A 26,945-nucleotide genomic window follows, 5' to 3' on the forward strand; every position below is an offset into this window, starting at 1 on the left:
CCGATATTGGCATTCTCTTTTCGCGAGAATAACATCATCGCTGCAGGCTAAAGAACTTTCGTCAGCGAGGATGGAGGTGACTTGATGCGGAACCGAATCGTGGCCGCCGCCGCAGTCCTGACCGTTGCTTTGGTTGGCGCGTGCACGTCGCGGCCACCAAACCAACTCGCCAGCACGGCGTCCGTCACCGTGAACGGTAACGACCGGAACTTCCACATCGTGAAGTGCAGCCAGCGGGAGTGGAGTCGGACGATCGACATCGGCGGCAATTTCGCCGGTGCCAAACTCATCATCGACGAGAGCGCGCAACCGGCGACGGTCGAGTCTGTGCACATCCAAAACCTGGGTGGCTTCAGCGGCATGTACTCGCGGGGCGATGGCGGCAGCGCGGACATGAGCATGACGGGCGACAAATTCACCGTCTCCGGCACCGCCAACGGTTACAGAACCGACAAACCCGGTGAACCGGCCGACGCCACCTTCAAGATCTTCGTGTCTTGCTGACCACGTCGAACCGGGGTTCGGCAGGGCCACGTTGCGATTAGGCGCCTGTAGAGAATAGTATTCTCACAAATCAAGAAGGAGGATTCCATGGGCCAGTTGTCGCACAAGGTGGACGTTCCGTTTCCGATCTTTGACGCGGACAACCATCTCTACGAGCCGCCGGAGGCGCTGACCAAGTTCCTGCCCAAGGAGTACAAGGACTACGTCCAGTACGTGCAGATCAACGGTCGCACCAAGATCGCCATCCGCGGCCAGATCAGCAACTACATTCCCAACCCGACCTTCGAGGTCGTCGCCCGGCCGGGCGCCTGGGAGGAGTACTTCAAGTACGGCAACCCGGACGGCAAGAGCAAGCGCGAGCTGTTCGGTGAGCCGATGCGCGCGATCCCGGCGTTCTTCGAGCCCGGGCCGCGCTTGGAGACGATGAACGAGCTGGGCCTGGACAAGACGCTGATGTTCCCGACCTTGGCCAGTCTCCTGGAGGAACGTCTGCGTGATGACCCGGTCGCCATCCATGTTCTGGTCCACGCGCTGAACGAGTGGCTGGACGAGGTCTGGGGCTTCAACTACCAGAATCGCATCTTCACCACACCGGTCATCACCCTTCCGATCGTCGAGAAGGCGATCGAGGAGCTGGAGTGGGCGGTCAAGCGTGGCGCCCGCGCCATCCTGGTCCGGCCGGCGCCGGTCCCCGGCTTCCGCGGCCCGCGGTCGTTCGCGGTGCCCGAGTTCGACCCGTTCTGGGAGCGGGTTGTCGAGCACGACGTGCTGGTCGGCATGCACTCCAGCGACAGCGGCTACTCCCGGTACACCTCGGAGTGGGACGGCGCCGACCAGGAGATGCTGCCGTTCCAGACCAACGCGATGGGCATCCTCAACGAATGGCGGCCGATCCAGGACTCGGTGGGGTCGTGGGTCATTCACGGCGCGCTGTATCGCCACCCGAAGCTGAAGGTTGCGATCGTCGAGGCCGGCTCGAAGTGGATGACCCCGCTGCTGGACGGCCTCGCCGAGGTCTTCCGCAAGGCCCCGGAGGCGTTCCCCAGCGACCCGGTCGAGATGGTCAAGAATCGGATTCACGTCAGCCCCTTCTTCGAGGACGGCATCGACGATCTGGTCAACCTCGTCGGTGTGGATCAGGTGCTGTACGGCTCCGACTGGCCGCACCCGGAGGGACTGGCAGAGCCGACCTACTACATCGAGGCGCTGTCGCACCTGTCCGCTGAGGACCAGGCAAAGATTATGGGCGGCAACCTCGGTCGACTCGTCACGGTGTGACGAGCTAGCCAACGGGCGGCGACGATGCAGAGCGCAGAGCGCGATGAGGAGGAGCCGGCCAATCGGTCATGGCAGACCATCCCCGAGATGGTCTTGAGCGCGGCGGACCGTTTCTGCGATGCGGAAGCAATCGTCGACGGTCCGCTGCGCTTGACTTTCAGGCAGGCAGTCGAGCGGATCCGTTGCGCCGCAGGCGCCTTCGCCGACCTCGGCGTCGACAAGGGCGACCGGGTCGCGATCTGGGCGCCCAATTCGGCCGAGTGGATCATTGCGGCGTTCGGGTTGCTCACCGCGGGTGGTGTGCTCGTGCCGGTCAACACCCGGTTCAAGACCGAAGAAGCCGGCGACATCATCGTGCGCAGCAAGGTGAAGGCCGTCCTGGTCCAGAAGGGTTTTCTGGACCAGGATTACACCGCGCCCGCCGGCGTGCCGGTCATCGATCTGAAGTCCGACTTCCTGTCCAGCGGTTCACCATTCGAGCGACCGGTCAGTGGCACCGATACTTCGGACATCATCTTCACGTCGGGCACGACCGGGCGCCCCAAGGGGGCGATGCTGAGTCACGGTCAAACGCTGCGCATGTACGAGGAGTGGGCGACGCTCGCGGACCTGCGCGAGGGTGACCGCTACTTGCAGATCAACCCATACTTCCACACCTTCGGGCTGAAGGCGGGTCTTGTCACGTCTTTCCTGCGCGGCGCCACGATGCTGCCCGTCGCGGTGTTCGACGTCGACACGGTGGTGGATCTCATTGCGCGCGAACGCATCACGATGCTTCCCGGACCGCCGACGCTGTATCATTCACTGCTGACCGTGCAGGACAAGTCCGGGCTGTCGTCACTGCGCGCGGGGGTGACCGGCGCCGCCGACATCCCCGTCGAGCTGGTCCGTCGCATCCACGACGAACTGCCGTTCCAGACGCTGATGACGGGTTACGGGCTCACCGAGGCCGGCAACGTCACCCTCTCACTGCCCGGCGATTCCTTCGAGGACGTCGCCACCACCGCGGGCGTGCCGTGCGGCGGGGTGGACGTGCGCATCGCCGACGACGGCGAGGTGCTGGTCCGCGGCTACGGGGTCATGAAGGGCTACCTCGACGAACCGGAGGCCACCGCCCAGGCGATCGACGACGACGGCTGGCTGCACACCGGAGATCTGGGCGCCTTCACCGAGACCGGGCGGCTGCGCATCGTCGGCCGGAAGAAGGACATGTTCATCGTCGGCGGATTCAACGCCTACCCGGCCGAGATCGAGGGCTTCCTGCTCAACCACCCGGCCGTCGCGCAGGCGGCCGTCATCGGCGTGCCCGACGAACGGATGGGCCAGGTCGGCAAAGCGTTCGTGGTGCGCAAAGGCGACGTCAGCGCCGACGAATTGATCGGCTGGTGTCGCGAGCGGATGGCCGGTTTCAAGGTGCCGCGCACGGTAGAGTTCCTCAATTCACTCCCACTCAACGCGACGGGGAAAGTGATGAAGGACCAACTCCGATGAACAACGGCGATATCCACTCGATGGTGATCGCCTCGGACTACCGCGTCCCCGATCCCACCCGGGTATGGCCGCTGCTGGAACGCAACAAGGCCGCCCTGGCAGATATCGGCGCGCATCACGTGCTGGTCTACACCTCCACCCACGACCACGGTCGGGTACTGGTGATGATCGGCGTTCACAGCCGTGAGCCGATCGTGGAGCTGCTGCGCTCTCGCGTCTTCTTCGATTGGTTCGACGAAGCCGGCGTCGAAGACATCCCGGCGGTGTTCGCCGGCGAGATCGTCGACAGGTTCATCGCGCAGCCACCGAACACCCCGGCGGCGCCGGGCGTCGTGGTCGCCGCCATCGCGTCCGTCAACGACGTCTCCCTGCTGACCTCCGAAGTCGGCACCGCGATCGACAGGTTCACCACTGCCGGCATCCGAAAGACGTGGGTATTCCAGGCTTTCGACGACGACCATGAAGTGCTGATCCTGCAGGAGTTTCCCGACGAAGACACCGCCCGGGAGTGGATCGACCACCCCGATGCCGCGGCGCAGTGGATGTCCGGAGCGGGCATCGGTGCCTACCCGCCGCTGTTCGTCGGCCGATTCTTCGACATGATGCGCATCGAGGCGGACTGAGGATTCGCCGTTGTTCGTGTGCCTGTGCAATGGAGTCACCAGCCAAACCGTGACCGAGGTCGTGTCGTGCGGGGCATCGACCACCAAGGAAGTCGCCCAGGCCTGCGGTGCGGGCGCCGATTGCGGTCGCTGCCGGCGCACGGTGCAGGCCATCCTGCGCTCATCCGGTGCGGATCGGACGCCGAACTCGCGCTAGTGCGTCAGCGTCGCGGACTTCCGTCCGGTGACGTCGGTTGGACGAGTTCGACCAGCAGGTTGGGGATTTCGAGCCGCGGCAACACCACCTCGACGAACACCATGCGGTCCTGGTTCTCCGCGGCGGCGGTCAGGGCGTCGTCGAGCTCGCCGTAGGTCTGCACCCGGAACGCCAGGTGATCGGTGACGCCCAGCGCGCGGGGCACGTCCGTCCACTTCCAATCGACGATGTCGTTGTACGGCGCGGTTTCGCCGTGGATCGCGCGTTCGATGGTGTAGCCGTCGTTGTTCACCACCACGATGACGGGCGACAGGCCCTCGCGTGAGAACGCGCCCAGCTCTTGGACGGTCAGCTGCGCGGCGCCGTCCCCGATGATCAACACTATTCTGCGGTCCGGATGTGCCACCGCCGCCCCGAGCGCGGCGGGCAACGTGTAACCGATTGAGCCCCATAGTGGTTGACCGATGAAGGTCACGCCCTGCGGCAGCCGGTGGTCGGCCATGCCGTAGTAGGAGGTGCCCTGGTCGGCGAGCACCACGTTGCCCGGTGTGAGGGCCACGCACAGGCGGTCCCACAACATCTTCTGGGTGAGCGGTTGGTCGCGCGGCGCGGGCGGTGGCAGTGGTTTGGCCGGCGGCGACACCACCGGCGGCGACGAGATCCCGCGCCGGACCAGAACAGTGGCCAGCGCCTCGAGCGCGGCGCCCATCTCCAACGGCGCGAAGACTTCTCCGGCCACGCTGCTCTGGTACTGGCCGACGTCGATGGTGCGCGCCGGGTCGATGCGCTGGCTGAAGAAGCCGCTGACCATGTCGGTGAACACCACGCCGGCGGTGATCAACACGGGTGCCTCTTCGATCGCGGCACGCACCGCCGGTGCGCTGGCGGACCCGGCGTAGATGCCCAGGAAGTTCGGTGAGCTCTCGTCGAGCAGACTCTTTCCCCACATCAACGTGGCGTGCGGCACCACGTCGGCGGCCAGCAGCGCCTCGAGTTCTTTGATCGCCTGCAGGCGGTGCACAAGTAGGTCGGCGAGCACGGTGATCTGGTGGTCGCCGATGAGTTCGCTTGCGGCCTCGACGAACATCGCCAGCGCGCGGGGACTGGTGCCGCCGGTGTAGCGGGGCAGCGGCGCCTCGGGCGGCTCGGTGGGGAAGCGGGCCACGTCGGTGGACAACAGGATGTAGCCGGGGCGCTTCTGCTCGCGCACCTCGGACAGCACCCGGTCGATCTCGCGGCGGGCCGTCGCGGGCATGAGATTGGCTTGGGCGCAGGTGATTTCGCGGCTGACCCGGAAGAAGCGCTCGAAGTCGCCGTCGCCGAGGGAATGGTGCAACGCCCGGCGGGTGCCCTGGGCGTCTTTGGACGGGCCGCCTACGATGTGCACGACGGGCACCTGCTCGGCGTAGCTGCCCGCGACCGCGTTGGCCGCGGAAAGCTCGCCGACGCCGAAAGTCGTTACCAATGCCGACATTCCGCGCAGTCGCCCATACCCGTCGGCGGCGTAGCCGGCGTTCAGCTCGTTGGCGTTGCCGACCCAGCGGATGCGGGGGTGGGCGATTATGTGGTCGAGGAATTCCAGGTTGTAATCGCCGGGAACGCCGAAGATCTCCGAGACGCCGAGCTCGGCGAGACGGTCCAACAGGTAGTCACCGACGGTGTATGCGGGATCGGTCGCGGCATCAGTCACAGGCACGACGGTACGCTCGGTCCAATCTGTTCCGGGTGAGACGCCGGGCCAGTATCGTGCGGGCCATGGCACTCAAAGAATCCCGGGAGATCGTCATCGAAGCCAGTCCGGACGAGATTCTGGACGTCATCGCCGACTTCGAAGCGATGCCCGAATGGTCGGAGCCGCACCAGAGCGCGGAGATCCTCGACACCGGCGACGACGGGCGCCCCCGTCAAGTGAAGATGAAGGTCAGGGTCGCCGGGATCACCGACGAACAGGTGGTCGCCTACACGTGGGGCGACAACGTGGTGAGCTGGAAGCTGGTCAGCTCCTCGCAGCAGAAGGCGCAGGACGGGAAGTACACCCTGGTGCCGCAAGGCAACGACACCCTGGTCAAGTTCGAGCTTCTCGCCGACCCCAACGTGCCGCTGCCCGGCTTCGTGCTCAAGCGCGCCGTGAAGGGGACGATCGATTCGGCGACGAAGGCGCTGCGCGAGCGGGTGCTCCAGGTCAAGAAGGGCAAGTAGCCCGTGAGCGGTGGCGGGCCGCTGGCCGGGGTGCGAGTCATCGAACTCGGCGGCATCGGACCGGGGCCGCACGCGGGGATGCTGCTCGCCGATCTGGGTGCCGACGTGGTGCGGGTGCGGCGTCCAGGCGGGCTGACGATGCCGGCCGAAGACCGCGATCTGCTGCACCGCGGCAAGCGGATCGTCGACCTGGACGTCAAGGCGCAGCCGCACACGCTGCTGGAGCTGGCCGGCAAGGCCGACGTGCTGCTGGACTGCTTCCGGCCCGGCACCTGCGAGCGGCTCGGCATCGGGCCGGACGACTGCGCGGCTCGAAACCCGCGGCTGATCTACGCGCGGATGACCGGGTGGGGACAGGACGGGCCGCTGGCGCCGACCGCCGGTCACGACATCAACTACCTGTCCCAGACCGGTGCGCTGTCGGCGCTGGGCTACGCCGACCGGCCACCGATGCCGCCGCTGAACCTGGTCGCCGACTTCGGCGGCGGGTCGATGCTGGTGGTGATCGGCATCGCGGTCGCCCTGTACGAACGGGAACGCTCGGGCACGGGGCAGGTGATCGACGCGGCGATGGTCGACGGGGTCAGCCTGCTGGCCCAGATGATGTGGACCATGAAGTCCACTGGCGCACTGCGGGACCGGCGCGAATCGTTTCTGCTCGACGGCGGCGCGCCGTTCTACGGCTGCTACGAGACCGCCGACGGACAATACGTCGCCGTCGGCGCCATCGAGCCACAGTTCTTCGCGGCGTTGCTCGCCGGGCTCGGCCTGGCACCCGACGACGTGCCCGCCCAACACGACAGGGCCGCCTACCCGCGGATGCGCGAGGTCTTCACCCAACGATTCGCCAGCCGGACCCGCGACGAATGGGCACACGCCTTCGCGGGCACCGACGCCTGCGTCACCCCGGTGCTGACGTGGAGCGAGGCCGCCGCCGATGAGCATCTGCGGGCGCGGTCCACGGTGATCACCGCCCATGGCGCCGACCAGGCGGCACCCGCCCCACGGTTTTCCCGGACCCCGGCCGGACCGGTCGGACCGCCCCCGGCGGCGACCACGCCGCTCAGCGAAATCAACTGGTAGGAAACTGTTTACGGCGAACCGGTCCGCGGCAGGGCCGGCGTTGCTAAGTTGATCCTCAGTGGCCGTAAAAGCATCACGGGAATTTGTCGTCAACGCGCCGCCAGAAGTGGTCATGGAAGCGCTGACAGATGTCGGCGTCCTGTCATCGTGGTCGCCGCTGCACAAACACATCGAAGTGGTCGACCGGTATCCCAACGGCCGGCCGCACCACGTCAAAACCACCATCAAGATTCTCGGGCTGGTCGATAAGGAGGTCCTGGAATACCACTGGGGCCCCGATTGGGTTGTCTACGACGCGAAGGGAACCTCCCAGCAGCATGGGCAGCACGTCGAGTACACCCTCAAACCCGAAGGGATCGACCAGACCCGGGTGCGTTTCGACATCACCGTCGAGCCCGGCCGGCCCATGCCCGCGTTCATCGTGCGGCGGGCGGCCGAGGGTGTTCTCGACGCCGCGGTAAAGGGATTGTGCGAATTGGTGAAACGCGGCAATCGTCCGGCTGAGTCCTGATAGTCGGCGCTGTCTGCAGTTTTAGCCTTCGCCGGCGGCGGCGCTGTTGTTAACTTGTAGGCGGTGGCTGTACAAGCATCGTCGGAAATCGTCATTGACGCGCCTCCGGAACTCATCATGGAGGCGCTCGCCGACATGGACGCGGTGCCGTCATGGTCGTCGGTGCACAAGCGGGTCGAGGTCGTGGACAAGCATTCCGACGGGCGACCGCACCATGTGAAGGTCACGATCTCGGTGACCGGCATCCACGACACCGAATTACTGGAGTATCACTGGGGTCCGGACTGGATGGTGTGGGACGCCGACAAGACGGTGCAGCAACACGGCCAGCACGGTGAGTACAACCTGAGCCGGCTGGGCGACGACAAGACCAGGGTGCGGTTCACCATTACCGTGGAGCCGTGGGCGCCCCTGCCGGAGTTCTGGGTCGCCCGGGCCCGCAAGAAAATCCTTCAGGCCGCGCTGGAGGGTCTGCGCAGGCGGGTGATGGGACTGGAGGGTTTCGGCCCGGCTAACTAGCGGCGCGTAAGGCGGCCAGTCGCTTGATCGCCTCGTCGAGGGTGTCGTCACGCTTGCAGAAGGTGAAGCGCACCAAGTGATTCCACACGTCGGCCGGGCCCTTCGTGGTGTCCGGGTCGCAGAAAGCCGACATCGGAATCGCGGCCACCCCAACCTTTTCCGGTAGCCCCGCGCAGAACGCACTGCTGTCGTCGTAGCCCAGCGGACGTGGATCGGCGCACAGGAAGTACGTGCCGGCGCTGTCGTGCACCTCGAACCCGACGTCGATCAGCCCGGCCGCCAGCCGGTCGCGTCTGGCCTGCAGAGTGGCGCGCAGGCCGGCCACCCACGCGTCCTCGGTCTCCAGCGCCAGGGCCACCGCCGGCTGGAACGGCGCACCGCCGACGTAGCTCAGATACTGCTTGGCGGCGCGCATGCCGGCGATGAGTTGTGCTGGGCCGCAGGCCCATCCGATCTTCCAGCCGGTGCAGTTGAACATCTTGGCCGCGCTGGAGATGGTGATCGTGCGCTCGGCCATGCCGTCGAAGCCGGCCAGCGGCACATGTCGCCGCCCGTCGAACACCAGGTGCTCGTAGACCTCGTCGGTGATCACCAACAGGTCGGCCGCGATCGCGACCTCGGCGATGGCCTCGAGCTCCTCGGCGCTCAGCACGGTGCCGGTCGGGTTGTGTGGGGAGTTGACGATCAGCGCGCGGGTCCGTGGCGTCACCGCCCGGCGCAGCGCATCGGCGTCCAGGGCGAAGCCGCGGCCATGGGGGACCAGCGGCACGGCCACCCGCTGCGCGGAGGCCATCGCCACCACCGGCGAGTAGGAGTCGTAGAACGGCTCGATGAGCAGGACCTCGGAGCCGGGTTCGATGAGGCCGATCACCGCCGACGCGATGGCCTCGGTCGCCCCGACCGTCACCAGCACCTCGGTGTCGGGGTCGTATTCGATGCCGTAGCGGCGCCGCCGCTGGGCGGCGATGGCGTGGCGCAGCGGTGCGATGCCGATGCCCGGCGGATATTGGTTGACGCCGTCGGCGATGGCCTCCTGGGCGGCCTTCAGCATCGCCGGGGGCCCGTCCTCGTCGGGGAACCCCTGGCCGAGGTTCACCGCTCCGATCCGCGCGGCCAGCGCCGACATCTCGGCGAACACCGTCGTCGCGTAGGGACGCAGTCGCGACACCGTCATGGTGGTCGAGCTTAGGCGGGGCGTGCCACGCCGAACGCCCGACGTCTCGCCTCGCCGAATGTGAAGTGAGGTGCACACTCGTCGGCGAGCGGGAAGGTGATTTCACGCTGGCCCGCGGTGGCCGCCCGTCCCGCCGAGCTGGCTAGTGGTGCCCGTCACAAGGCGTCCCTGAGCTGCGCGGTCTTGCCCAACCAACAGGTTGGCCGGGGCCCCTGTTAGGCTGGCGCGGGACCTAGTCTTGAAGACGGGTTCGAATCCAATTCGGAGAACAGGAAGTCGAATGTCCGAAGAAGCTTTTATTTATGAGGCCATCCGCACCCCGCGGGGCAAGCAGCGCAACGGTTCGCTGAACGAGGTAAAGCCGCTCAATCTGGTCGTCGGCCTGGTTGACGAGCTCCGTCGGCGTTTCCCCGACCTGGACGAGAGCCTGATCAGCGACATGATCCTGGGCGTCGTGTCCCCGGTCGGTGACCAGGGCGGCGACATCGCCCGCACCGCGGTGCTGGCCGCGGGCCTGCCCGAGACCACCGGCGGCGTGCAGCTCAACCGGTTCTGCGCCTCCGGCCTGGAGGCCGTCAACACTGCCGCGCAGAAGGTGCGCTCCGGCTGGGACGACCTGGTGCTGGCCGGCGGTGTCGAGTCGATGAGCCGCGTCCCGATGGGTTCCGACGGCGGCGCCTGGGCGACCGACCCCGAGACCAACTATCAGATCGGCTTCGTGCCCCAGGGCATCGGCGCCGACCTGATCGCCACCATCGAGGGCTTCTCCCGTGAGGACGTCGACCGCTACGCGCTGCGCTCGCAGGAGAAGGCGGCCGCGGCGTGGTCGGGCGGCTACTTCGCCAAGTCCGTCGTGCCGGTGCGCGACCAGAACGGCCTCATCATCCTCGACCACGACGAGCACATGCGGCCCGACACCACCCTGGAGGGCCTGGGCAAGCTGAAGACCGCATTCGACGGCATCGGCGAGATGGGCGGCTTCGACGACGTGGCGCTGACCAAGTACCACTACGTCGAGAAGATCAACCACGTGCACACCGGCGGCAACAGCTCCGGCATCGTCGACGGCGCCGCGCTGGTGCTGGTCGGCTCGGAAGCCGCAGGCGAGTCGCAGGGGCTGACCCCGCGGGCGCGCATCGTGGCCACCGCCACCAGCGGCTCCGACCCGGTCATCATGCTCACCGGACCGACTCCGGCCACCCGCAAGGTGCTCGACCGCGCGGGCATGACGATCGACGACATCGATCTGTTCGAGCTCAACGAGGCGTTCGCGTCGGTGGTGCTGAAGTTCCAGAAGGACCTCAACATCCCGGACGAGAAGCTCAACGTCAACGGTGGCGCCATCGCGATGGGCCACCCGCTGGGCGCCACCGGCGCCATGATCACCGGCACCATGGTCGACGAGCTCGAGCGCCGCAACGCGCGTCGCGCCCTGATCACGCTGTGCATCGGCGGCGGCATGGGTGTCGCCACCATCATCGAGAGGGTTTAAGACCATGGCAGAGAACACCATTCAGTGGGACAAGGATGCCGACGGCATCGTCACGCTGACCCTGGACGACCCCACCGGGTCGGCCAACGTGATGAACGAACACTACAGCGAGTCGATGCACAACGCTGTGGAACGCCTTGCCGCTGAGAAGGATTCGATCACCGGCGTGGTCATCACCAGTGCGAAGAAGACCTTCTTCGCCGGCGGTGACCTGAAGGGCATGATCAAGCTCGGCCCGGAGAACGCCGGCGAGGCGTTCGACACCGTCGAGTCGGTCAAGCGTGACCTGCGTGCGCTGGAGACCCTCGGCAAGCCGGTCGTCGCGGCCATCAACGGCGCCGCGCTCGGCGGCGGTCTGGAGATCGCGCTCGCCTGTCACCACCGCATCGCCGCGGACGTCAAGGGTCTGGTCGTCGGCCTGCCCGAGGTCACGCTGGGCCTGCTGCCCGGCGGGGGCGGCGTGACCCGCACCGTGCGGATGTTCGGCATCCAGAACGCGTTCATGAACATCCTGTCCCAGGGCACCCGGTTCAAGGCCGACAAGGCCAAGGAGATGGGCCTGGTCGACGAAATCGTCGGCTCGGTCGAGGAACTGGTGCCCGCCGCAAAGGCGTGGATCAAGGCCAACCCCGACTCGCACGAACAGCCTTGGGACAAAAAGGGTTACAAGATGCCCGGCGGCACCCCGTCCAGCCCCGCGCTGGCCGGCATCCTGCCGTCGTTCCCGGCGCTGCTCAAGAAGCAGCTCAAGGGCGCGCCGATGCCGGCGCCGCGGGCCATCCTGGACGCGGCCGTCGAGGGCGCGCAGGTGGACTTCGACACCGCCAGCCGCATCGAGAGCCGCTATTTCACCCAGTTGGTCACCGGCCAGGTCGCCAAGAACATGATCCAGGCGTTCTTCCTGGACCTGCAGCACATCAACGGCGGTGGTTCGCGTCCGGACGGCATCGAGCCGGTCAAGATCAACAAGATCGGTGTGCTGGGCGCGGGCATGATGGGCGCCGGTATCGCCTATGTCTCGGCCAAGGCCGGGTACGAGGTGGTGCTCAAGGACGTCAGCCTCGAGGCCGCCCAGAAGGGCAAGGGCTACTCGGAAAAGCTTGAGGCCAAAGCACTTCAGCGTGGCAAGACCACCGAGGAGAAGAGCAAGGCGCTGCTGGACCGGATCACGCCGGCCGCCGACCCGGCCGACCTCAAGGGCGTCGACTTCGTGATCGAGGCCGTGTTCGAGAACCAGGAACTCAAGCACAAGGTGTTCCAGGAGATCGAGGACGTCGTCGAGCCCAACGCGCTGCTCGGGTCCAACACCTCGACGCTGCCGATCACCGGTCTGGCGACCGGCGTGAAGCGCCAAGAGGACTTCATCGGGATCCACTTCTTCTCGCCGGTCGACAAGATGCCGCTGGTGGAAATCATCAAGGGCGAGAAGACCTCTGACGAGGCGCTGGCCCGCGTGTTCGACTACACGCTGGCCATCGGCAAGACCCCGATCGTCGTCAACGACAGCCGCGGCTTCTTCACCAGCCGCGTCATCGGCACGTTCGTCAACGAGGCGCTGGCGATGTTGGGCGAGGGCGTGGAGCCGGCCAGCGTCGAGCACGCCGGGTCGCAGGCCGGCTACCCGGCCCCGCCGCTGCAGCTGTCCGACGAGCTCAACCTGGAGCTGATGCACAAGATCGCGACGGCCACCCGCAAGGGCGTCGAAGAGGCGGGCGGCACCTACGAGCCGCACCCGGCCGAGGCCGTCGTCGAGAAGATGATCGAGCTCGAACGCCCGTCGCGGCTGAAGGGCGCGGGCTTCTACGAGTACGTCGACGGCAAGCGGACCCGGCTGTGGCCGGGCCTGCGCGAGACGTTCAAGTCGGGCAGCGCGGAGATTCCGTTGCAGGACATGATCGATCGCATGCTGTTCGCCGAGGCACTCGAGACGCAGAAGTGTCTGGACGAGGGCGTGCTGACGTCGACCGCCGACGCCAACATCGGGTCGATCATGGGCATCGGCTTCCCGCCGTACACCGGTGGTAGCGCGCAGTTCATCGTCGGTTACGAGGGTAAGCACGGTATCGGCAAGGAAGCGTTCGTGGCCCGGGCCAAGGAGCTGGCCGCCAAGTACGGCGACCGCTTCCTGCCGCCGGCGTCGCTGAGCTAAGCACTACGAGCGCGAAAGCCCCCGAAACAACGAGGTTTCGGGGGCTTTCGCGTTTGGTGCGACTAACGGGCGCGACGCCGACGCCGAGACGTGAACCGCCGCGCTATGCGGTGTCGTCACGCAGTCGATGTGTCCCGGCACTGGAAAATCCGTGGCGCGTCGGGCTCCGCGCAAACGGCCGGATAGTGTGACCCCCATGACCGAATATGCGACGTTGGACTTCGACCAAGCTGGCTCGATTGCGCGCATCGTGTTGAACCGTCCGGCCGACGCCAACGGCATGAACGATGCCATGACCCGCGAATTGGCTGATGTAGCACGACTGTGCGATGCCGCCGGCACCAAGGTGGTGGTGTTGACCGCCGCCGGCCGATTCTTCTGCGCTGGTGGGGATCTCAAGGCGATGGCGTCGTCGCCGCTGGGCCCGGGTCCCTTCGTCAAGGGGATCGCCGACGATCTGCACCGTGCGATCTCGACCTTCGCGCGGATGGATGCGGTGCTGATCACCGCCGTCAACGGAGTGGCCGCAGGCGCTGGATTCAGCCTCGCGATGACGGGCGATCTCGTACTGGCTGCCGAATCCGCATCGTTCACCATGGCCTACACCAAGGCGGGGCTCAGCCCCGACGGCAGCTCGTCGTACTTCCTGCCCCGGTTGATCGGAGTTCGCCGAACCCAGGATCTGATGCTGACCAACCGACGTTTGTCGGCTCGTGAGGCCTTGGACTGGGGTCTGATCACCGAGGTTGTCCCGGACGCCGACCTCGTCGCTCGCACCGACGCGCTGGCTACCGAAATAGCTGCTGGCGCAACGGACTCGGGGTCGGCCGTGAAGAAGCTGCTGTTGACCTCGTTCGGTAACGGCCTCGAAGAGCAGATGGAGATCGAGGGCAGGCTGATCGCGGCGTGCGCGGCCGGTGCGGATGGCCGTGAGGGCATCGAAGCATTCCTCGCCAAACGCGCGCCACGGTTTGCCTGACAAATCCGCGCGCCGTCAACCGCGTGCCTGTATGCAACACGTTGCGGCGGCGCTCAAGGGTTCCGCTGGAAAAGGTAGTAACGGGTCGGGGTCAGCTCGCGGTCCAGTTCGCGCTCGTCGTCGGCGGCCAACAACCTCCACGCGGGGATGAACCGGCGTTCCATCTCCTCGGGGTCGACGCCCCGCACGCCAAACCGTCCTCCGGGAGGGAACGCGACGATCAGCAGCCGCGCGCCCGGTGCCGCCAGGGCGCTGATCTCCCGGACGTAGGCGACGCGGTCGGCATCGCTCATGTTGTGCAGGCACCCGTTGTCGGCGATCAACTCGAAGTTCGCGCCGATGCCGGCCCGGCTCAGCTGCGTGACGTCGGCCTGGACGAACTCGACCGTGGCGCCGGCCGCGGCGGCCTTGGCACGCGCCCGCTCGAGTGGCTTGGCCACGAAGTCGACTGCGGTGACTCTCCAGCCGTGTTGGGCGAGATAGATGGAGCAGTCACCGGTACCGCAACCGACCTCCAGGGCCGACCCGACGGGCAGCGCGGCGGCGTCGCGCGTCCCCTCGATCAGTTCCCGCAGGCTCTGCGCGAGCGGGTGACCGTCCCATGGGGTGAACCCGATGCGGTAAAAGATCCGAAACAGCGTTTGTTTGGAGGCCATAGCCCACCCTAGTCCCGTGCGACCGGTTACCTGGAGGCTGCGGCGATGCGTCGCCATTCCTCACGCGGGAATGCTCGAGGATCGGCCCGCAGCACCTGGACACAGACGTGGTCGGCGCCCGCGGAACGATGCTCGGCGACGCGGCGCATGACAGCCTCCTCATCACCCCATGCGATGATCGCGTTGAACAGCCGATCGCTCACCTGTGACAGGTCGTCTTCGGAGAAGCCGCTGCGCAGCAGGTTGTTCGCGTAGTTGGGCAAGGCCAAATACGCCCGCAGCCAATCGGTTCCGATCTGGCGGGCCTCGTCGGCGCTGTCGGTCAGGATCACCGTCTGTTCCGGCAGCAACAACGGGCCCCGGCCCAAAATCGTACGGGCGGCGGCGGTGTGTACAGGGCTCACAAGGTACGGATGGGCGCCACCGGCGCGGGTGGCCGACAGCGTCAGCATCTTGGGGCCCAACGCGGCAAGCACCCGGCGTTCGGTGGGAACCGGCCGCGGCGCGGCATCCAAGCCGTCCAGGAAAGATGCCGTTGCCGCGAGCGGCTTGCGGTATCGCCCGGGTTGGCCGGCATCGATCAGCGGGGCGTGGCTGACCCCGATTCCGAGCAGGAAGCGGTCACCGTGCTCGGCGGTAAGCGTCGCATAGGATTCGGCGACATCGGCGGGCGAATGCATCCACAGGTTCAGGATTCCCGTGGCGATCACGGTCCGCCTTGTCGCGGCGAGCAGATGCCCCACCGCGTCGAACACCGGCCCACCGACGTCGGGTATCCACAGCGCCGGAAACCCCAGTTCGTCGAGTTCTGCTGCGGCCTCGGCAGATTCGGCCGGATCGCCGTAGCGCAGTTGACTGCTCCAGATTCCAACACCGGTCAGCTCCATGTGCGGCCTTCCCTTCGTGGCGCGCGACTGCTCGGGGCCGCGGCTCTACAGGACATGCTGTCAGACGTCGCTTTTGGTGTAGTCGGGAACCGGCATCGAATCGTGCATCCGGATGCCCTTGGTGTTGAGCCTGGCCAGAGATCGGGACAGCGACCCCGGCATAAGGGAGACCAGTTGGACCCCCCGGCTCAGCGCCCAGACTCCGGCTCGGGAGCCCGGGATGATTCCCTTGGCGGCGCCACGGGCGAAAGTCCGACTGCGATGCACCGATTCGCTCATCTGCAGTTCGTAGGCGGCGAAGGCGCGAAGGTGGTCGCCATCTGCCTCGGCGAGTTCGCCGGCCAGCACATAGGCACCCAGGACGGCGAGGCTGGTGCTGCCGCCCACCGCGGGTCCCGGGCAGTATCCGGCGTCGCCGACCAGGGTGACCCGGCGGCGCGACCATCGGTCCAGGCGCAGTTGACTGATCGCATCGAAGTAGAAGGTGGGCGTCCGGTCGATTTCGCCCAGCCAGTTGTCCACCTGGTCGTGCATCCCGGTGAACGCCTCGCGAAGTAATTCCTTCTGCCGCAACAAGTCTCGGTGGTCGTAGTCCAGCTCCTCTTTACTGCGAAACATGAAGACCACCCTCGCGTCGTCCAAATGCTCCGCGGTGTAGACAGCCGCCAGCCGACCCACACCTATGTGGCCGATCATCTCGTTGGTGGCGGCCAGGGTTTTGGGCGCCGACACCACCGCCAGATAACCGCCGAGGAACCGGGTCAGGTCGGCTTCGTCGCCGAACGTCAGGTGCCGGACATTGGAGTGCAGCCCGTCGGCGCCGACGATGACGTCGAACGCGCGTGTCGGCGCGTGCTCGAATGTCACGGTGCCGTCGTGCTCGATCGCGGTGATCGAGTCACCGAACAGGTACTCGACGTCGTCGCGGGCGGCGTCGTAGTAGATCTCGCTGAGGTCGTCGCGCATGATCTCCACGTGCCGGTCGGAGGCGACGCCATAGATCTTGGTCAGGTCGACCTCGATGGGCCTCGCGTTGCCTTCGCGATGCATTGTCAGGCGGTCGGTTTCGGTGGTGAGCGCCTCGATGCGTGGCAAGACCCCCATCTTTTCCGAGATTTCCATTGCGGGACGGAACAAGTCGACGGCATGGCCGCCGGTTTTGCGCAGTGTCGGCGCGCGCTCCACGACCGTGACATCGAAGCCGTACCGCGTCAGCCAGTACGCCAGGACCGGGCCGGCGATGCTGGCCCCAGAGATGAGTATCCGCATGATCACCTCCACTTACTTAACGTTCGGTAAGCATAACATCCCACTTACCTATCGGTAAGTCAGATAAACTCGTGGGATGAGCAGGCCCCGATCGGACACCCGTGAGCGCATCCAGGAGGTGGCCCGCGAGCTGTTCTTGCAGCGGGGCGTGCAGCGCACCAGCCTGCAGGACATCGCAAATGAACTAGGCATCACCAAACCTGCGCTGTACTACCACTTTCCGTCACGCGAAGACCTGGTGCGCAGCATCCTGGTGCCGCTGATCGACGAGGGCGAACGGTTCGTCGCCGACCATGAAGGCCGCCGCCACAACGATGCGCGCGAGCTGCTGGAGGGCTATTTTGACTTCCACTACCGGCACCGGCGAGATCTGGTGCTGCTGTTGACCGAGCTGTCCACGCTGATCGACCTCGACCTGATCGACACCGTGCTGGCGTGGCGGGAGCGGTTGGCCAGGCTGGTCTTCGGCAAGAAGCCGACGCTCGCGCAGTCCACTCGGGCGGTGGTCGCGTTCGGCGGCCTGCAGGACTGCTGCGTGCAGTTTCCCGATGCACCCCACGGGGAGTTGCGGGAGAAGTCGGTGGCGGCCGCGCTCGACGCGCTGGGCGGCTAAGGAACGGGCTACAGTCCCGGTATGCGCTTTGGACTCTTCATTCCGCAGGGCTGGCGGATGGATCTGGTTGACATCGAACCCGAAAAGCACTGGGCGGTGATGCGCGACCTGGCCACCTACGCCGACAACGGTGCGTGGGACTCGCTGTGGGTCTACGACCACTTCCACACCGTGCCGATGCCGACCGGCGAGGCCACGCATGAAGCGTGGTCGCTCATGGCGGCGTACGCGGCAACCACGTCGCGGATCAAACTCGGCCAGATGTGCACGGCGATGAGCTACCGCAACCCCGTCTACCTCGCCAAGGTGGCCGCGACGGCCGACATCATCTCCGGTGGCCGCATCCAGATGGGCATCGGCGGCGGCTGGTACGAACATGAATGGCGCGCTTACGGTTACGGGTTCCCCTCGGCAGGTGTGCGATTGGGCCGGCTGGACGAAGGCGTGCAGATCATGCGCGATGCGTGGCGCGACGGCAAGGTCAGCTTGAACGGCAAGCATTATCAGGTCGATGGCGCGATCGTTGAACCGAAACCGTTGCAGGACAGGGGTATTCCGCTATGGATTGCCGGCGGCGGCGAGAAGGTGACGTTGCGCATCGCCGCGCAGTACGCGCAATACACGAACTTCACACCGGAGCTCGAGGCGTTCAGACACAAATCGGATGTGCTGGCGGAGCACTGTCGGGAGGTGGGCACCGACTTCGACGCCATTGTGCGCTCGGCCAACTTCAGCGCCATCATCGGCACCTCAGAGGCCGACGTCAAAGACCGGCAGCGGCGGATACGCGACCGCATGTCCCGCTACGTCCCCGAGGCGGCGGCGGATGCCATGCTCTCCGGCGGTTCAGAGGGGGCAACGGGCACAACGGAACAAGTCATCGAGCGGATCACCAAGGTGCGCGACCTCGGGTGCGAGTACGCGATCTGCTACTTCCCCGAGGCCGCCTATGACCGCTCCGGCATCGAGCTGTTCGAACGCGAAGTGATTCCCGCGCTGAGCTAGACGTCGCTGGTGATGTACCTGGTCTTGGCCGGTGGCGCGGCCAGCAGCGGAGGAAGCTGGGTCAGCTTGCCCTCGCCGGCGCGAAACGCGCGGTACGCCTCGTCGTTTTCGACCGTCTCCCACAACTCGTAGATGAGCCAGTGCGCTTCGTCGTCCTCATCGACAAGGACGTCGGTGCGGACATTGCCGTCGAACGCCCGGGTGTCCTGCAGCGCCCGGCCCATCAGCTCGCGCCCCGCAGCGACCTCGTCGGGCTTGAATCTGAGCTCGAGTATCACCGTGACCGTCATGGGCCCAACTTATCTCCGCGCCCGGGGCGGCCGGAGGCTGGCCTTCCTCCCGCAGATGAGAATGCGGTTTCCACTTTTCGGAAAGCTGTTATACGGTTCAGTGAGCAATATTCTGTTGGCGGATTGTGGACGATCCAGGAGGATCCCTCGATGCAGAAGGCACTAGCCCCCGAGATCTCTACCTGGCCCGATGAGAGCCCGCAGCTGATCGGCAGCCGATGCGGCAGCTGTGCGGCCACCACCTTCCCGGTGCAACAATGGTGCCCGCGATGCAGCGCGGCCGAGATGTCCGACGTGCTGTTGCCGCGGCGCGGGACGCTGGTGGCGTGGACGACCCAGGGCTTCCCGCCCGGAGCCCCCTATGCCGGCCCGACCGGTAAGGACTTCGTGCCGTTCGGCGTGGGGTTGGTCCAGCTCGGGGACGTCATCCGCGTCGAAGGCCGATTGACTGAGAACGACCCGGCCAAGCTGCAGTTCGGCCAGGAAGTCGAACTCACCATGGTGCCTTTCGCGACCGACGACGAGGGCGCCGAAATCATCACCTTCGCTTTCCAGCCGGTCTAGCTGGTCTGACGGACCCGTGGCGATCGCGAGGGCGGCGGAGCCGGGCGAAGCGGGTCGCCACCATATAGCCAGGAGGATTTGAGATGACCAACGACGTCGCCATCATCGGCGTGGGCCTGCACCCGTTCGGCCGGTTCGAGAAGACCGCGATGCAGATGGGCGCCGAGGCCGTCCAGCTCGCGCTCAAAGACGCCGGCGTGGCGTGGAAGGACATCCAGTTCGGCTTCGGTGGCAGCTACGAGGTCTCCAACCCCGACGCGGTGACGCGCCTGGTCGGGCTGACCGGCATCACGTTCACCAACGTGTTCAACGCCTGCGCCACGTCGGCCAGCGCCATTCAGCAGACCGCCGACACCATCCGGCTGGGCAAGTACGACATCGGCATCGCGATCGGCCTCGACAAGCACCCGCGCGGCGCCTTCACCGACGACCCCGCCAAGCTGGCGCTGCCCCAGTGGTACGCCAACAACGGCCAGTTCGTCACCACCAAGTTCTTCGGGATGAAGGCCAACAAGTACATCCACGACCACAACATCTCGCAGGAGACGCTGGCGCGGGTGGCCAACAAGAACTTCCGCAACGGTGCACTGAACCCGAATGCCTTCCGGCGCAACGAGATCTCCGTCGAGGAGATCCTCAACTCGCCCGCGCTGAACTACCCGTTGACGCAGTACATGTTCTGCGCACCCGACGAGGGGGCCGCCGCGGTCATCATGTGTCGCGCGGATCTGGCCGAGAAGTTCACCGACAAGCCTATTTACGTGCGCGCCTGCGAAATTCGGACCCGGCGCTTCGGTGCCTACGAGGTGCACGCCACGTCGGCGCCGCTGGACGAGGACGCGTCACCGACGGTGTACGCGGCCAAGGCCGCCTACGAGGCGGCCGGCATCGGCCCGGAGGACGTTGACGTCGCGCAGCTGCAGGACACCGACGCCGGCGCCGAGGTGATCCACATGGCCGAGACCGGTCTGTGCGCGGACGGCGAGCAGGAGAAGCTGCTGGCTGACGGCGCCACCGAGATCCACGGCTCGATGCCGGTCAACACCGACGGCGGCCTGATCGCGAACGGCGAGCCGATCGGCGCGTCGGGGCTGCGGCAGATGCACGAATTGGTGCGGCAGTTGCGCGGCGAGGCGGGGGAGCGTCAGGTGCCCGGCAACCCGCGCGTCGGGCTGGCGCAGGTGTACGGCGCGCCCGGCACCGCATCGGCGACCATCCTGTCGCGCTAATCGGCTGAGCTCCAGGCTAAATCGCGGGACCCAGCAGGTCGTCCGCGTCGCGGATGATGTAGCCGTAGCCCTGCTCGGCCAAGAAACGCTGCCGGTGCGCGGCGTACTCGGCGTCCAGGCTGTCGCGCGCCACCACGGAATAGAAGATGGCGCCCCCACCATCGGACTTGGGCCGCAGCAGCCGGCCAAGCCGTTGCGCCTCCTCCTGGCGTGAGCCGAACGTTCCCGAAACCTGGACTGCCACAGAGGCTTCCGGCAGGTCGATGGAGAAGTTCGCCACCTTGGACACCACCAGGGTGGACAACTCGCCGCGCCGGAACGCGTCGAACAGCTCTTCGCGTTCCTTGGTTCGAGTCGACCCCTGGATCACCGGGGCGTTGAGCTCGGCGCCGAGTTCGTCGAGCTGATCGAGGTAGGCGCCGATCACCAGCGTCTGCTCACCCGGATGCTTCGCCAGGATCGATCTGACCACAGCGATTTTGGTGTGCACCGTCGAGCACAGCTTGTACCGTTCTTCGGGCTCGGAGGTGGCGTACAGCATCCGCTCGTTGTCTGTCATGGTGACCCGCACCTCGACGCATTCGGCCGGCGCGATCCACCCCTGCGCCTCGATGTCCTTCCAGGGCGCGTCATAGCGTTTCGGGCCGATCAGCGAGAACACGTCGCCCTCGCGGCCGTCCTCGCGGACCAGCGTGGCGGTCAGGCCCAGGCGCCGCTTGGACTGCAGATCGGCGGTCATCCGAAACACCGGTGCCGGCAACAGGTGGACCTCGTCGTAGATGATCAGCCCCCAGTCCCGGCTGTCGAAGAGTTCCAGGTGCCGGTACTCGCCCTTGGTGCGCCGCGTGATCATCTGATACGTCGAAATAGTGACCGGCCGAATCTCTTTGCGTTCGCCGGAGTATTCGCCGATCTCTTCCTCGGTGAGCGACGTGCGGGCGATCAGCTCGCGCTTCCATTGCCGCGCCGCGACGATATTGGTGACCAGAATCAGCGTCGTCGCACCGGCTTTCGCCATGGCGGCCGCACCCACGAGGGTCTTGCCGGCCCCGCACGGCAGCACCACCACCCCGGAGCCGCCGGACCAGAACGAATCGGTGGCCATCTGCTGATAGTCGCGCAGGTGCCAGCCGTCCTCGGCCAGGCTGATCGGATGCGCTTCGCCGTCCACGTAGCCCGCGAGATCCTCTGCGGGCCAACCGATTTTGAGCAACATCTGCTTGACGCGGCCGCGCTCGCTGGGGTGGACGATGACGGTGTCGTCGTCGATGCGGGAGCCGAGCATCGGGGCGATCTTCTTGTTGCGCAGCACCTCTTCGAGCACCGCGCGATCCAGACTCACCAGCGTCAGGCCGTGCGCGGGGTTCTTCACCAGCTGCAGGCGCCCGTAGCGGGCCATCGTGTCGACGATGTCGACCAGCAGGGGCTGGGGCACCGCGTAGCGCGAGAAGCTCACCAGCGCATCGACCACCTGCTCGGCGTCATGACCGGCGGCGCGGGCGTTCCACAGCGCCAGCGGCGTGATGCGGTAGGTGTGCACGTGCTCGGGCGCGCGCTCCAGCTCGGCGAACGGCGCGATGGCGGCGCGCGCCGCGCCGGCTTGCTCGTGGTCCACCTCGAGCAGCACCGTCTTATCCGACTGCACGATCAACGGTCCGTCAGACATAGTCAGCGCCACTCCTCCTCATCTGCGCTTACGGGCATGCCACCCATTATCCGGCGGTGGCCGACACGACCGACGTGATGCGGTGGATGGCGAACTCACGCAGCCGCCCGGACGCGGAGTCAAAGGCGACCAGCTGACCGCCCTTGATGGTGATCGGCGACACCACCCGCTGGGTGGCCACGCCCGCCGCATCCAGATAACCGATCACCAGGGTGTCTTGTTCCTTGGCCGCGCGCTGCAGCTGGGTCATGGTGACGGCGGGGTCGACGCGGATGTTGCCGAACGGTGCGGCGGTCACCTTGCGCAGCACCGCCACCACCGCGTTGAGGCTTTCGCTGTTGGGACGCCGGACCGGGCGATACGGGCGGCGCTGCTGGGGTGTGGCCACCCTGGCGCCGCGCGGACGCACGTCGACGATGGCGCCGGAGGAATCCTCGGCCGCCGGAGCGAAGCCCGCGGCGCGCAACGCGACGAGCACCTCGCCGATGGGCGCCGGCGACACCGCTACCGTCGGCGCCAGCGCCCGCAACTGCACCTCTTCGGTCGCCGGCGCGGCCACGGCCTGTGCCAGCAGCGCGGGGTCCTCGCAGCGCACGAACGACGCGGCCATGCCGATCCGCAGCTGCCCATGCCGGCGCGCGACATCGTCGATGAGATAGGTAAGCCCTTGGGGCACAGGCGTTTTGGAATGATTGGCGAACAGGGAATGCATCCAGTCACGCGTCTTGCCGACATCGAGTGCGTGCCGGATCGTCTGCTCGCTGACGCGGTACACCATCGCCGTACCGGCCGATTCGACGGTGGCAACGACGGCGAGTTGCTCGGCCAGGTCGCGTTCCAACGGCCCGGGCACGACCACGGTCAGGTCCGCCTGCACCAGGAAGTGGTCGACCGGCTTGGGCAGGGCCTTGTTCATCGCGTCGATCGGGACCTGCGGATCCCCGTTGTCGTCCAGCAATGCGCGGCCGGGCGTGCTGATCGCCCCGCGGCCCACCAGGCCCAGGGCGTTGCTCTCCGCGAGCAAGTCCGCGACGGGTCCGGGTTGCAGCCGCTTCGCCCAGCGCGGACGCCGCCAGATCAGCGCCGCGGACGCCGCCGCCGCGTCGACGCCGGCGCCGGGGGACAGCTCGGACAGCATGCCGAGCAGCAGTCGGCGATCCAGCGGTGCGGCCGTGGAGTACAGCCCGTCGGTGAGGGCCCCGTACGGCTTGGCGTCGGGCCCGCGGCTGCCGATCAGCGCCGGGCGGCCGGGAAGGTCGAGCCAACTGCTCGCCAACAGCTGCCAGCGCTCGGCGGCCGACATCGCGGCGTACCGGTCGGTGGCGACGGTCGGCGCCCAGTACGGCGCCTCGCCGGTGACCGGCTCGGGGTCGGGCATGCCGCTGGCGATCAATCCGGCCGCGGCCGCGACTTCGAGGATCAAGCCCAGCCGCGGCTCCTCGATGCCGGTCACCTTGCTCAGCCGCTTGACGTCACGAATCCCGAGGCCGCCGCTGCGCAGCTCGGAAACCGGTGCGGTGGAAAGTGTTTCAAGCAGGACGTCGATCTCGTGCAGCAAGTCGATGACGGCCCCGGCGGCCGCCGCGTCGGCGTCGTCGGTCGTGGTGGTCGACACCACCGGGTCGGGTGCGGTCAGCTGCTCTGGGCCGGGCTGCTCGCCGCGCAGCACCTGTCCGACGTGGCGAGGCAGGATCACCGTCTCGGCGTCGATGCGCCGCAGCAGCCCCATGGCCAGCAGCTGGGGCACCGGCCGGTCGGCGGGCGCGCCGGGCGCGGCGTCGCGGGTGCGGCCCATCGGGGAGCCCTCGAGAAGCTTCTCCAACACGTCGAGCTGCGGCTCGTCGAGGTCGTCGATCAGGCCGGCTATCTCTTCGGCGCTGCGCGAGGTGTCCTCGAGGATGACCTGCCCCGGATGCCACGGCAGTCCCGTTGCGGCGTCGGCGGCCACCCGCAGCGCGGCCTCGCCCCAGACCAGGGCGCGGTGCCGGAGGTCGTCGACCGCGTCGAGGACGTCGGATTCGGGGGCGCGGTCATCGATCAGCGCCAGCAGCTTCGTGGTCGGCACCGGCTCCGCGTCGGCCTGCAGCACCAGCAGCGCGTCGAGAACGGCCAGGCGCAGGAAGTCGAGGTCGTCGGTGCCGGCCTTGATCGACTGGCGGGCCTGGGCGCGCGCGGCCAGTGCGGCGATGCTGCCGGGTGGCGGCTGGGCGAGGTCCGGCCGCAATTCCAACAGTCGGATCAGCCGCTCATCGGATAACTCGGCCAGCCAAGACCCCAGCGGGATATCCGGGGTGTTGTCGGTCATTGCTGACCAGCGTAAAGCAGGCCGCGGGTACCGAGCAGAGCTCGGCGACTGATCGCCTCACCACGGCGTTGAGCATCGGCGGCGAGGGCCGTGCGTCTGCCAACCCCGGTCTTGCGCCACATGCTGTGCGGCCACCTGTAAGAATGGACCTCGTGGCTGACACTGCTGAGGGCAAAGCCCGCAAGACCAAGTATGTCGACAACGGCTGGCCGACGACGGACCCTGACGACCATGCGGTCAGTGAGCTCGTGACCGATCGCACGGGTGCGCTGTCCCCCTTCGGCGAGCTGGTGTTCCCGCTGCCCTCTACCGATCTGCCCTACCTGCACCCGGTCACCGTCGTCAATCGGTAGGCCGCCAGATGGCTAGGGCCTCTGAGGCCTCCGAAGCCTCGGCGAGCCGGGCGTCAGACTCCGGTTCGGGCACCCTGTCACACCTGGACGACCACGGGGCGGCGCACATGGTCGACGTCAGCGAGAAGGTGGCCACCAAGCGGACCGCGGTCGCCGGCGGCGTCCTGCGCACGACGGCGCACGTGGTGGGGCTGATCTCGACCGGCGGCCTGCCCAAGGGCGATGCGCTGGCCACCGCGCGGATAGCCGGCATCCAGGCCGCGAAGCGCACCAGCGACCTCATTCCGCTTTGTCATCAACTAGCCCTCACGGGGGTCGACATCGACTTCACCGTGGGCGAGTCTGAGATCGAGATCATCGCAACGGTGCGAAGCACCGACCGCACGGGGGTGGAGATGGAAGCGCTGACCGCTGTCAGCGTCGCGAGCCTGACGCTCTACGACATGATCAAGGCGGTAGACCCGGCCGCACGAATCGACGACACTCGAGTGCTGCGCAAGGAAGGCGGCAAAACCGGAAGGTGGGCGCGCCCATGAGTTCCCGTTCAGCCCGCGTCATCATCGCCTCGACCCGCGCGTCGTCGGGCGTGTACGACGACCGCTGCGGCCCGATCATCGCCGAATGGCTGGCAGAGCGGGGCTTTTCGGACGTGCAGCCGGAGGTGGTCGCCGACGGGCCGCCGGTCGGCGACGCGCTGCGCACCGCGATCGACGCCGAGGTCGACGTCATCATCACCTCCGGTGGCACCGGCATCTCGCCCAGCGACAGCACACCGGACCAGACCGTGGCCGTCGTCGACTACATGGTCCCGGGGCTGGCGGAAGCGATCCGCCAGTCGGGCCTGCCCAAGGTGCCGACGTCGGTGCTGTCGCGCGGCGTGTGCGGTGTGGCCGGCCAGACCTTGATCGTCAACCTGCCGGGTTCGCCCGGAGGGGTGCGCGACGGCCTCGGCGTGCTCGCCGGTGTGCTCGACCACGCGCTCGACCAGCTCGCCGGTAAAGATCACCAGCGATGACGCTCGTCGTGCGCGCCGCCATGACCGAGCACCCGATTTCACTGGCCGAGCACGAGGAATTGGTGGGCCACCAGTCGGCGGGGGCCATCGTCGGGTTCGTCGGCATGATCCGCGACCACGACGGCGGACGGCGGGTGGTGCGCCTGGAGTATTCGGCGCACCCGTCGGCCGAGCAGGTCATCGCCGATGTGGTGGCCGAGGTGGCCGACCAGTCCAGCGGGGTGCGTGCCGTCGCCGCCAGTCACCGGATCGGCGCGCTGCGCATCGGAGAGGCGGCGCTGGTGGCGGCCGTCGCCGCCGACCACCGGCAGGCGGCGTTCGCCACCTGTGCGCACCTGGTGGACACCATTAAGGCACGGCTACCGGTGTGGAAGCACCAATTCTTCGCCGACGGCACCGAGGAGTGGGTGGGCTCGGCCTGACGCCGTAGACACGTCGGCCTTACAGTCGACCACCCGTAATGGTGCGCCGTGCCCGACACGCCCCGAATAGGAGGGTTTTCGGGGCGTGCGGGGAGTGTGGCGGGGTCAGGCGCTGGGCGACGGCTGAGCGAGAGCGTCCAGCGCGTCGTTGCCCTGAACGTCCTGGGCCCGGATGGCGTCCCACAGTTGCTGGGTGTAGCCGGCCTCGGAAACATGCTGCGGCATGCCGGCCGGTACGAAACCGTGGAAGTCGGTGTCCACGACGGGCGGTGCATCCGCTGGGGGTGCGGGCGGCATCGCGTCGGCCGGAGGCGGGACATCGGCCGGCGGTGCCGGCGGCAGGTCCACCGGCGGCGCGGGTGGGACGTCGGCCGGGGGAGCGGGCGGCAGATCCGGCGGGGGCGGCGGACGACGCCGGCGAGCGCCGCGCCGGGGGGGGGGGGCGGGGGGGGGGGCGGCGCGGGGTGGGGGCG

Annotated in this window: 28 protein-coding genes and 1 pseudogene; 20 read left to right on the forward strand and 9 right to left on the reverse strand. The window is 67.2% G+C overall.

Annotation, left to right across the window (positions count from 1 at the left end):
* Positions 1-84: 84 nt before the first annotated feature.
* The 5 genes from A5708_RS24385 to A5708_RS24405 all read left to right on the forward strand — a co-directional run bounded on the left by A5708_RS24385 (position 85) and on the right by A5708_RS24405 (position 4,092).
* Positions 85-504: a lipoprotein LpqH gene (locus A5708_RS24385; RefSeq protein ID WP_065031072.1), complete on the forward strand. Its 420-nt coding sequence runs from the start codon at positions 85-87 to the stop codon at positions 502-504.
* An 87-nt stretch (positions 505-591) separates the two neighbouring features.
* Positions 592-1,782, forward strand: coding sequence for an amidohydrolase family protein (locus tag A5708_RS24390; protein WP_065031073.1), 1,191 nt, complete (start codon positions 592-594; stop codon positions 1,780-1,782).
* A gap of 24 nt (positions 1,783-1,806) precedes the next feature.
* Complete coding sequence (locus tag A5708_RS24395) at positions 1,807-3,273, forward strand: FadD3 family acyl-CoA ligase (RefSeq protein ID WP_081293074.1); 1,467 nt, start codon at positions 1,807-1,809, stop codon at positions 3,271-3,273.
* Positions 3,270-3,896: a fatty-acid--CoA ligase gene (locus A5708_RS24400; protein ID WP_065031074.1), complete on the forward strand. Its 627-nt coding sequence runs from the start codon at positions 3,270-3,272 to the stop codon at positions 3,894-3,896. The genes A5708_RS24395 and A5708_RS24400 overlap by 4 nt, the downstream gene beginning before the upstream one ends.
* 10 nt (positions 3,897-3,906) lie before the next feature.
* Positions 3,907-4,092 carry a (2Fe-2S)-binding protein gene (locus A5708_RS24405; protein WP_065031075.1) on the forward strand — a complete coding sequence of 62 codons (186 nt, stop codon included), beginning with the start codon at positions 3,907-3,909 and terminating at the stop codon, positions 4,090-4,092.
* Positions 4,093-4,096: 4 nt separating this feature from the next.
* Here the strand turns inward: A5708_RS24405 and A5708_RS24410 are convergent, their stop codons facing one another.
* Positions 4,097-5,782, reverse strand: coding sequence for an alpha-keto acid decarboxylase family protein (locus A5708_RS24410; RefSeq protein ID WP_065031076.1), 1,686 nt, complete (start codon positions 5,780-5,782; stop codon positions 4,097-4,099).
* 65 nt (positions 5,783-5,847) lie between these two features.
* Between A5708_RS24410 and A5708_RS24415 the strand changes: the two genes are divergently transcribed.
* The 4 genes from A5708_RS24415 to A5708_RS24430 all read left to right on the forward strand — a co-directional run bounded on the left by A5708_RS24415 (position 5,848) and on the right by A5708_RS24430 (position 8,404).
* Positions 5,848-6,291 (forward strand): SRPBCC family protein, encoded by a 444-nt coding sequence (locus A5708_RS24415; RefSeq protein WP_065031077.1) that lies wholly within the window; start codon positions 5,848-5,850, stop codon positions 6,289-6,291.
* A gap of 3 nt (positions 6,292-6,294) precedes the next feature.
* A complete protein-coding gene (locus tag A5708_RS24420) occupies positions 6,295-7,374 on the forward strand; it encodes a CaiB/BaiF CoA transferase family protein (protein ID WP_065031078.1) in 1,080 nt (359 codons plus the stop codon).
* A 58-nt stretch (positions 7,375-7,432) separates the two neighbouring features.
* A complete protein-coding gene (locus A5708_RS24425) occupies positions 7,433-7,885 on the forward strand; it encodes an SRPBCC family protein (protein ID WP_081293075.1) in 453 nt (150 codons plus the stop codon).
* Positions 7,886-7,948: 63 nt separating this feature from the next.
* Positions 7,949-8,404, forward strand: a complete 456-nt coding sequence (locus A5708_RS24430; RefSeq protein ID WP_081293076.1) for an SRPBCC family protein — start codon at positions 7,949-7,951, stop codon at positions 8,402-8,404.
* Here the strand turns inward: A5708_RS24430 and A5708_RS24435 are convergent.
* Positions 8,397-9,578 carry a pyridoxal phosphate-dependent aminotransferase gene (locus A5708_RS24435; RefSeq protein ID WP_065031081.1) on the reverse strand — a complete coding sequence of 394 codons (1,182 nt, stop codon included), beginning with the start codon at positions 9,576-9,578 and terminating at the stop codon, positions 8,397-8,399. The two genes, A5708_RS24430 and A5708_RS24435, sit on opposite strands and share 8 nt — an antisense overlap.
* 280 nt (positions 9,579-9,858) lie before the next feature.
* On the opposite strand from A5708_RS24435, the gene A5708_RS24440 reads away from it, so the two are divergent.
* The 3 genes from A5708_RS24440 to A5708_RS24450 all read left to right on the forward strand — a co-directional run bounded on the left by A5708_RS24440 (position 9,859) and on the right by A5708_RS24450 (position 14,198).
* A complete protein-coding gene (locus A5708_RS24440) occupies positions 9,859-11,070 on the forward strand; it encodes an acetyl-CoA C-acetyltransferase (RefSeq protein WP_065031082.1) in 1,212 nt (403 codons plus the stop codon).
* A gap of 4 nt (positions 11,071-11,074) precedes the next feature.
* Positions 11,075-13,219, forward strand: a complete 2,145-nt coding sequence (locus A5708_RS24445; protein ID WP_065031083.1) for a 3-hydroxyacyl-CoA dehydrogenase NAD-binding domain-containing protein — start codon at positions 11,075-11,077, stop codon at positions 13,217-13,219.
* Positions 13,220-13,415: 196 nt separating this feature from the next.
* Positions 13,416-14,198: an enoyl-CoA hydratase/isomerase family protein gene (locus tag A5708_RS24450; RefSeq protein WP_065031084.1), complete on the forward strand. Its 783-nt coding sequence runs from the start codon at positions 13,416-13,418 to the stop codon at positions 14,196-14,198.
* 53 nt (positions 14,199-14,251) lie between these two features.
* On the opposite strand, the gene A5708_RS24455 is transcribed toward A5708_RS24450, so the two are convergent.
* Genes A5708_RS24455 through A5708_RS24465 form a run of 3 tightly spaced genes read right to left on the reverse strand, consistent with a single transcriptional unit; the run spans position 14,252 to position 17,010 of the window.
* Positions 14,252-14,854 carry a class I SAM-dependent methyltransferase gene (locus tag A5708_RS24455; RefSeq protein ID WP_065031085.1) on the reverse strand — a complete coding sequence of 201 codons (603 nt, stop codon included), beginning with the start codon at positions 14,852-14,854 and terminating at the stop codon, positions 14,252-14,254.
* 26 nt (positions 14,855-14,880) lie between these two features.
* Positions 14,881-15,741: an LLM class F420-dependent oxidoreductase gene (locus A5708_RS24460; protein WP_065031086.1), complete on the reverse strand. Its 861-nt coding sequence runs from the start codon at positions 15,739-15,741 to the stop codon at positions 14,881-14,883.
* 60 nt (positions 15,742-15,801) lie between these two features.
* Positions 15,802-17,010 (reverse strand): FAD-dependent monooxygenase, encoded by a 1,209-nt coding sequence (locus tag A5708_RS24465; protein ID WP_065031102.1) that lies wholly within the window; start codon positions 17,008-17,010, stop codon positions 15,802-15,804.
* A gap of 76 nt (positions 17,011-17,086) precedes the next feature.
* On the opposite strand from A5708_RS24465, the gene A5708_RS24470 reads away from it, so the two are divergent.
* Complete coding sequence (locus tag A5708_RS24470) at positions 17,087-17,623, forward strand: TetR/AcrR family transcriptional regulator (RefSeq protein WP_065031087.1); 537 nt, start codon at positions 17,087-17,089, stop codon at positions 17,621-17,623.
* A 21-nt stretch (positions 17,624-17,644) separates the two neighbouring features.
* The gene (locus tag A5708_RS24475) at positions 17,645-18,628 is read left to right on the forward strand and encodes an LLM class F420-dependent oxidoreductase (RefSeq protein WP_065031088.1); all 984 of its coding nucleotides are present in this window, start codon (positions 17,645-17,647) and stop codon (positions 18,626-18,628) included.
* Here A5708_RS24475 and A5708_RS24480 read toward each other — a convergent pair.
* Positions 18,625-18,918 carry a putative quinol monooxygenase gene (locus tag A5708_RS24480; RefSeq protein WP_065031089.1) on the reverse strand — a complete coding sequence of 98 codons (294 nt, stop codon included), beginning with the start codon at positions 18,916-18,918 and terminating at the stop codon, positions 18,625-18,627. The genes A5708_RS24475 and A5708_RS24480 overlap by 4 nt on opposite strands.
* Positions 18,919-19,068: 150 nt before the next feature.
* Here A5708_RS24480 and A5708_RS24485 point away from each other — a divergent pair, with 150 nt between their 5' ends.
* Both A5708_RS24485 and A5708_RS24490 read left to right on the forward strand, forming a co-directional pair.
* Positions 19,069-19,482: a Zn-ribbon domain-containing OB-fold protein gene (locus A5708_RS24485; protein WP_044488751.1), complete on the forward strand. Its 414-nt coding sequence runs from the start codon at positions 19,069-19,071 to the stop codon at positions 19,480-19,482.
* Positions 19,483-19,565: 83 nt separating this feature from the next.
* Positions 19,566-20,711, forward strand: coding sequence for a thiolase family protein (locus tag A5708_RS24490; RefSeq protein ID WP_065031090.1), 1,146 nt, complete (start codon positions 19,566-19,568; stop codon positions 20,709-20,711).
* A gap of 16 nt (positions 20,712-20,727) precedes the next feature.
* On the opposite strand, the gene A5708_RS24495 is transcribed toward A5708_RS24490, so the two are convergent.
* Together A5708_RS24495 and A5708_RS24500 are read right to left on the reverse strand one after the other, a co-directional pair.
* On the reverse strand, positions 20,728-22,377 hold the full coding sequence (locus A5708_RS24495) for a DNA repair helicase XPB (RefSeq protein ID WP_065031091.1): 1,650 nt from the start codon (positions 22,375-22,377) through the stop codon (positions 20,728-20,730).
* A 46-nt stretch (positions 22,378-22,423) separates the two neighbouring features.
* Positions 22,424-24,682: a helicase-associated domain-containing protein gene (locus A5708_RS24500; RefSeq protein WP_065031092.1), complete on the reverse strand. Its 2,259-nt coding sequence runs from the start codon at positions 24,680-24,682 to the stop codon at positions 22,424-22,426.
* A gap of 152 nt (positions 24,683-24,834) precedes the next feature.
* Here A5708_RS24500 and A5708_RS24505 point away from each other — a divergent pair, with 152 nt between their 5' ends.
* From A5708_RS24505 to A5708_RS24520, 4 genes are read left to right on the forward strand one after another with little or no spacing between them, the layout of a single operon-like run.
* Positions 24,835-25,035: a hypothetical protein gene (locus A5708_RS24505; RefSeq protein WP_174320979.1), complete on the forward strand. Its 201-nt coding sequence runs from the start codon at positions 24,835-24,837 to the stop codon at positions 25,033-25,035.
* Positions 25,036-25,043: 8 nt separating this feature from the next.
* On the forward strand, positions 25,044-25,571 hold the full coding sequence (gene moaC / locus A5708_RS24510; protein ID WP_081293077.1) for a cyclic pyranopterin monophosphate synthase MoaC: 528 nt from the start codon (positions 25,044-25,046) through the stop codon (positions 25,569-25,571).
* Entirely contained in the window at positions 25,568-26,050 is a 483-nt protein-coding gene (locus tag A5708_RS24515) for a MogA/MoaB family molybdenum cofactor biosynthesis protein (RefSeq protein ID WP_065031103.1), read from the forward strand. Before moaC ends, A5708_RS24515 begins: the two co-directional genes overlap by 4 nt.
* The gene (locus tag A5708_RS24520; protein WP_065031094.1) at positions 26,047-26,472 is read left to right on the forward strand and encodes a molybdenum cofactor biosynthesis protein MoaE; all 426 of its coding nucleotides are present in this window, start codon (positions 26,047-26,049) and stop codon (positions 26,470-26,472) included. The genes A5708_RS24515 and A5708_RS24520 overlap by 4 nt, the downstream gene beginning before the upstream one ends.
* A 105-nt stretch (positions 26,473-26,577) precedes the next feature.
* Here the strand turns inward: A5708_RS24520 and A5708_RS24525 are convergent.
* Positions 26,578-26,945: pseudogene (locus A5708_RS24525) on the reverse strand (resuscitation-promoting factor RpfA); the annotation flags it as partial.

Origin of the sequence: Mycobacterium colombiense (assembly GCF_001672755.1) — a bacterium.
In the GTDB taxonomy this organism is placed as follows: Bacteria; Actinomycetota; Actinomycetes; order Mycobacteriales; family Mycobacteriaceae; genus Mycobacterium; species Mycobacterium colombiense_C.

What these genes read in the sequence shown, in the direction of transcription:
- A5708_RS24455 (WP_065031085.1), bottom strand. Translation starts at nt 14,854, where the DNA reads ATGGCCTCCAAACAAACGCTGTTTCGGATCTTTTACCGCATCGGGTTC.
- A5708_RS24475 (WP_065031088.1), top strand. Translation starts at nt 17,645, where the DNA reads ATGCGCTTTGGACTCTTCATTCCGCAGGGCTGGCGGATGGATCTGGTT.
- A5708_RS24520 (WP_065031094.1), top strand. Translation starts at nt 26,047, where the DNA reads ATGACGCTCGTCGTGCGCGCCGCCATGACCGAGCACCCGATTTCACTG.
- A5708_RS24500 (WP_065031092.1), bottom strand. Translation starts at nt 24,682, where the DNA reads ATGACCGACAACACCCCGGATATCCCGCTGGGGTCTTGGCTGGCCGAG.
- A5708_RS24390 (WP_065031073.1), top strand. Translation starts at nt 592, where the DNA reads ATGGGCCAGTTGTCGCACAAGGTGGACGTTCCGTTTCCGATCTTTGAC.
- moaC (WP_081293077.1), top strand. Translation starts at nt 25,044, where the DNA reads ATGGCTAGGGCCTCTGAGGCCTCCGAAGCCTCGGCGAGCCGGGCGTCA.
- A5708_RS24415 (WP_065031077.1), top strand. Translation starts at nt 5,848, where the DNA reads ATGGCACTCAAAGAATCCCGGGAGATCGTCATCGAAGCCAGTCCGGAC.
- A5708_RS24470 (WP_065031087.1), top strand. Translation starts at nt 17,087, where the DNA reads ATGAGCAGGCCCCGATCGGACACCCGTGAGCGCATCCAGGAGGTGGCC.
- A5708_RS24480 (WP_065031089.1), bottom strand. Translation starts at nt 18,918, where the DNA reads ATGACGGTCACGGTGATACTCGAGCTCAGATTCAAGCCCGACGAGGTC.
- A5708_RS24485 (WP_044488751.1), top strand. Translation starts at nt 19,069, where the DNA reads ATGCAGAAGGCACTAGCCCCCGAGATCTCTACCTGGCCCGATGAGAGC.
- A5708_RS24495 (WP_065031091.1), bottom strand. Translation starts at nt 22,377, where the DNA reads ATGTCTGACGGACCGTTGATCGTGCAGTCGGATAAGACGGTGCTGCTC.
- A5708_RS24385 (WP_065031072.1), top strand. Translation starts at nt 85, where the DNA reads ATGCGGAACCGAATCGTGGCCGCCGCCGCAGTCCTGACCGTTGCTTTG.
- A5708_RS24460 (WP_065031086.1), bottom strand. Translation starts at nt 15,741, where the DNA reads ATGGAGCTGACCGGTGTTGGAATCTGGAGCAGTCAACTGCGCTACGGC.
- A5708_RS24435 (WP_065031081.1), bottom strand. Translation starts at nt 9,578, where the DNA reads ATGACGGTGTCGCGACTGCGTCCCTACGCGACGACGGTGTTCGCCGAG.
- A5708_RS24515 (WP_065031103.1), top strand. Translation starts at nt 25,568, where the DNA reads ATGAGTTCCCGTTCAGCCCGCGTCATCATCGCCTCGACCCGCGCGTCG.
- A5708_RS24490 (WP_065031090.1), top strand. Translation starts at nt 19,566, where the DNA reads ATGACCAACGACGTCGCCATCATCGGCGTGGGCCTGCACCCGTTCGGC.
- A5708_RS24400 (WP_065031074.1), top strand. Translation starts at nt 3,270, where the DNA reads ATGAACAACGGCGATATCCACTCGATGGTGATCGCCTCGGACTACCGC.
- A5708_RS24440 (WP_065031082.1), top strand. Translation starts at nt 9,859, where the DNA reads ATGTCCGAAGAAGCTTTTATTTATGAGGCCATCCGCACCCCGCGGGGC.
- A5708_RS24395 (WP_081293074.1), top strand. Translation starts at nt 1,807, where the DNA reads ATGCAGAGCGCAGAGCGCGATGAGGAGGAGCCGGCCAATCGGTCATGG.
- A5708_RS24450 (WP_065031084.1), top strand. Translation starts at nt 13,416, where the DNA reads ATGACCGAATATGCGACGTTGGACTTCGACCAAGCTGGCTCGATTGCG.
- A5708_RS24465 (WP_065031102.1), bottom strand. Translation starts at nt 17,010, where the DNA reads ATGCGGATACTCATCTCTGGGGCCAGCATCGCCGGCCCGGTCCTGGCG.
- A5708_RS24445 (WP_065031083.1), top strand. Translation starts at nt 11,075, where the DNA reads ATGGCAGAGAACACCATTCAGTGGGACAAGGATGCCGACGGCATCGTC.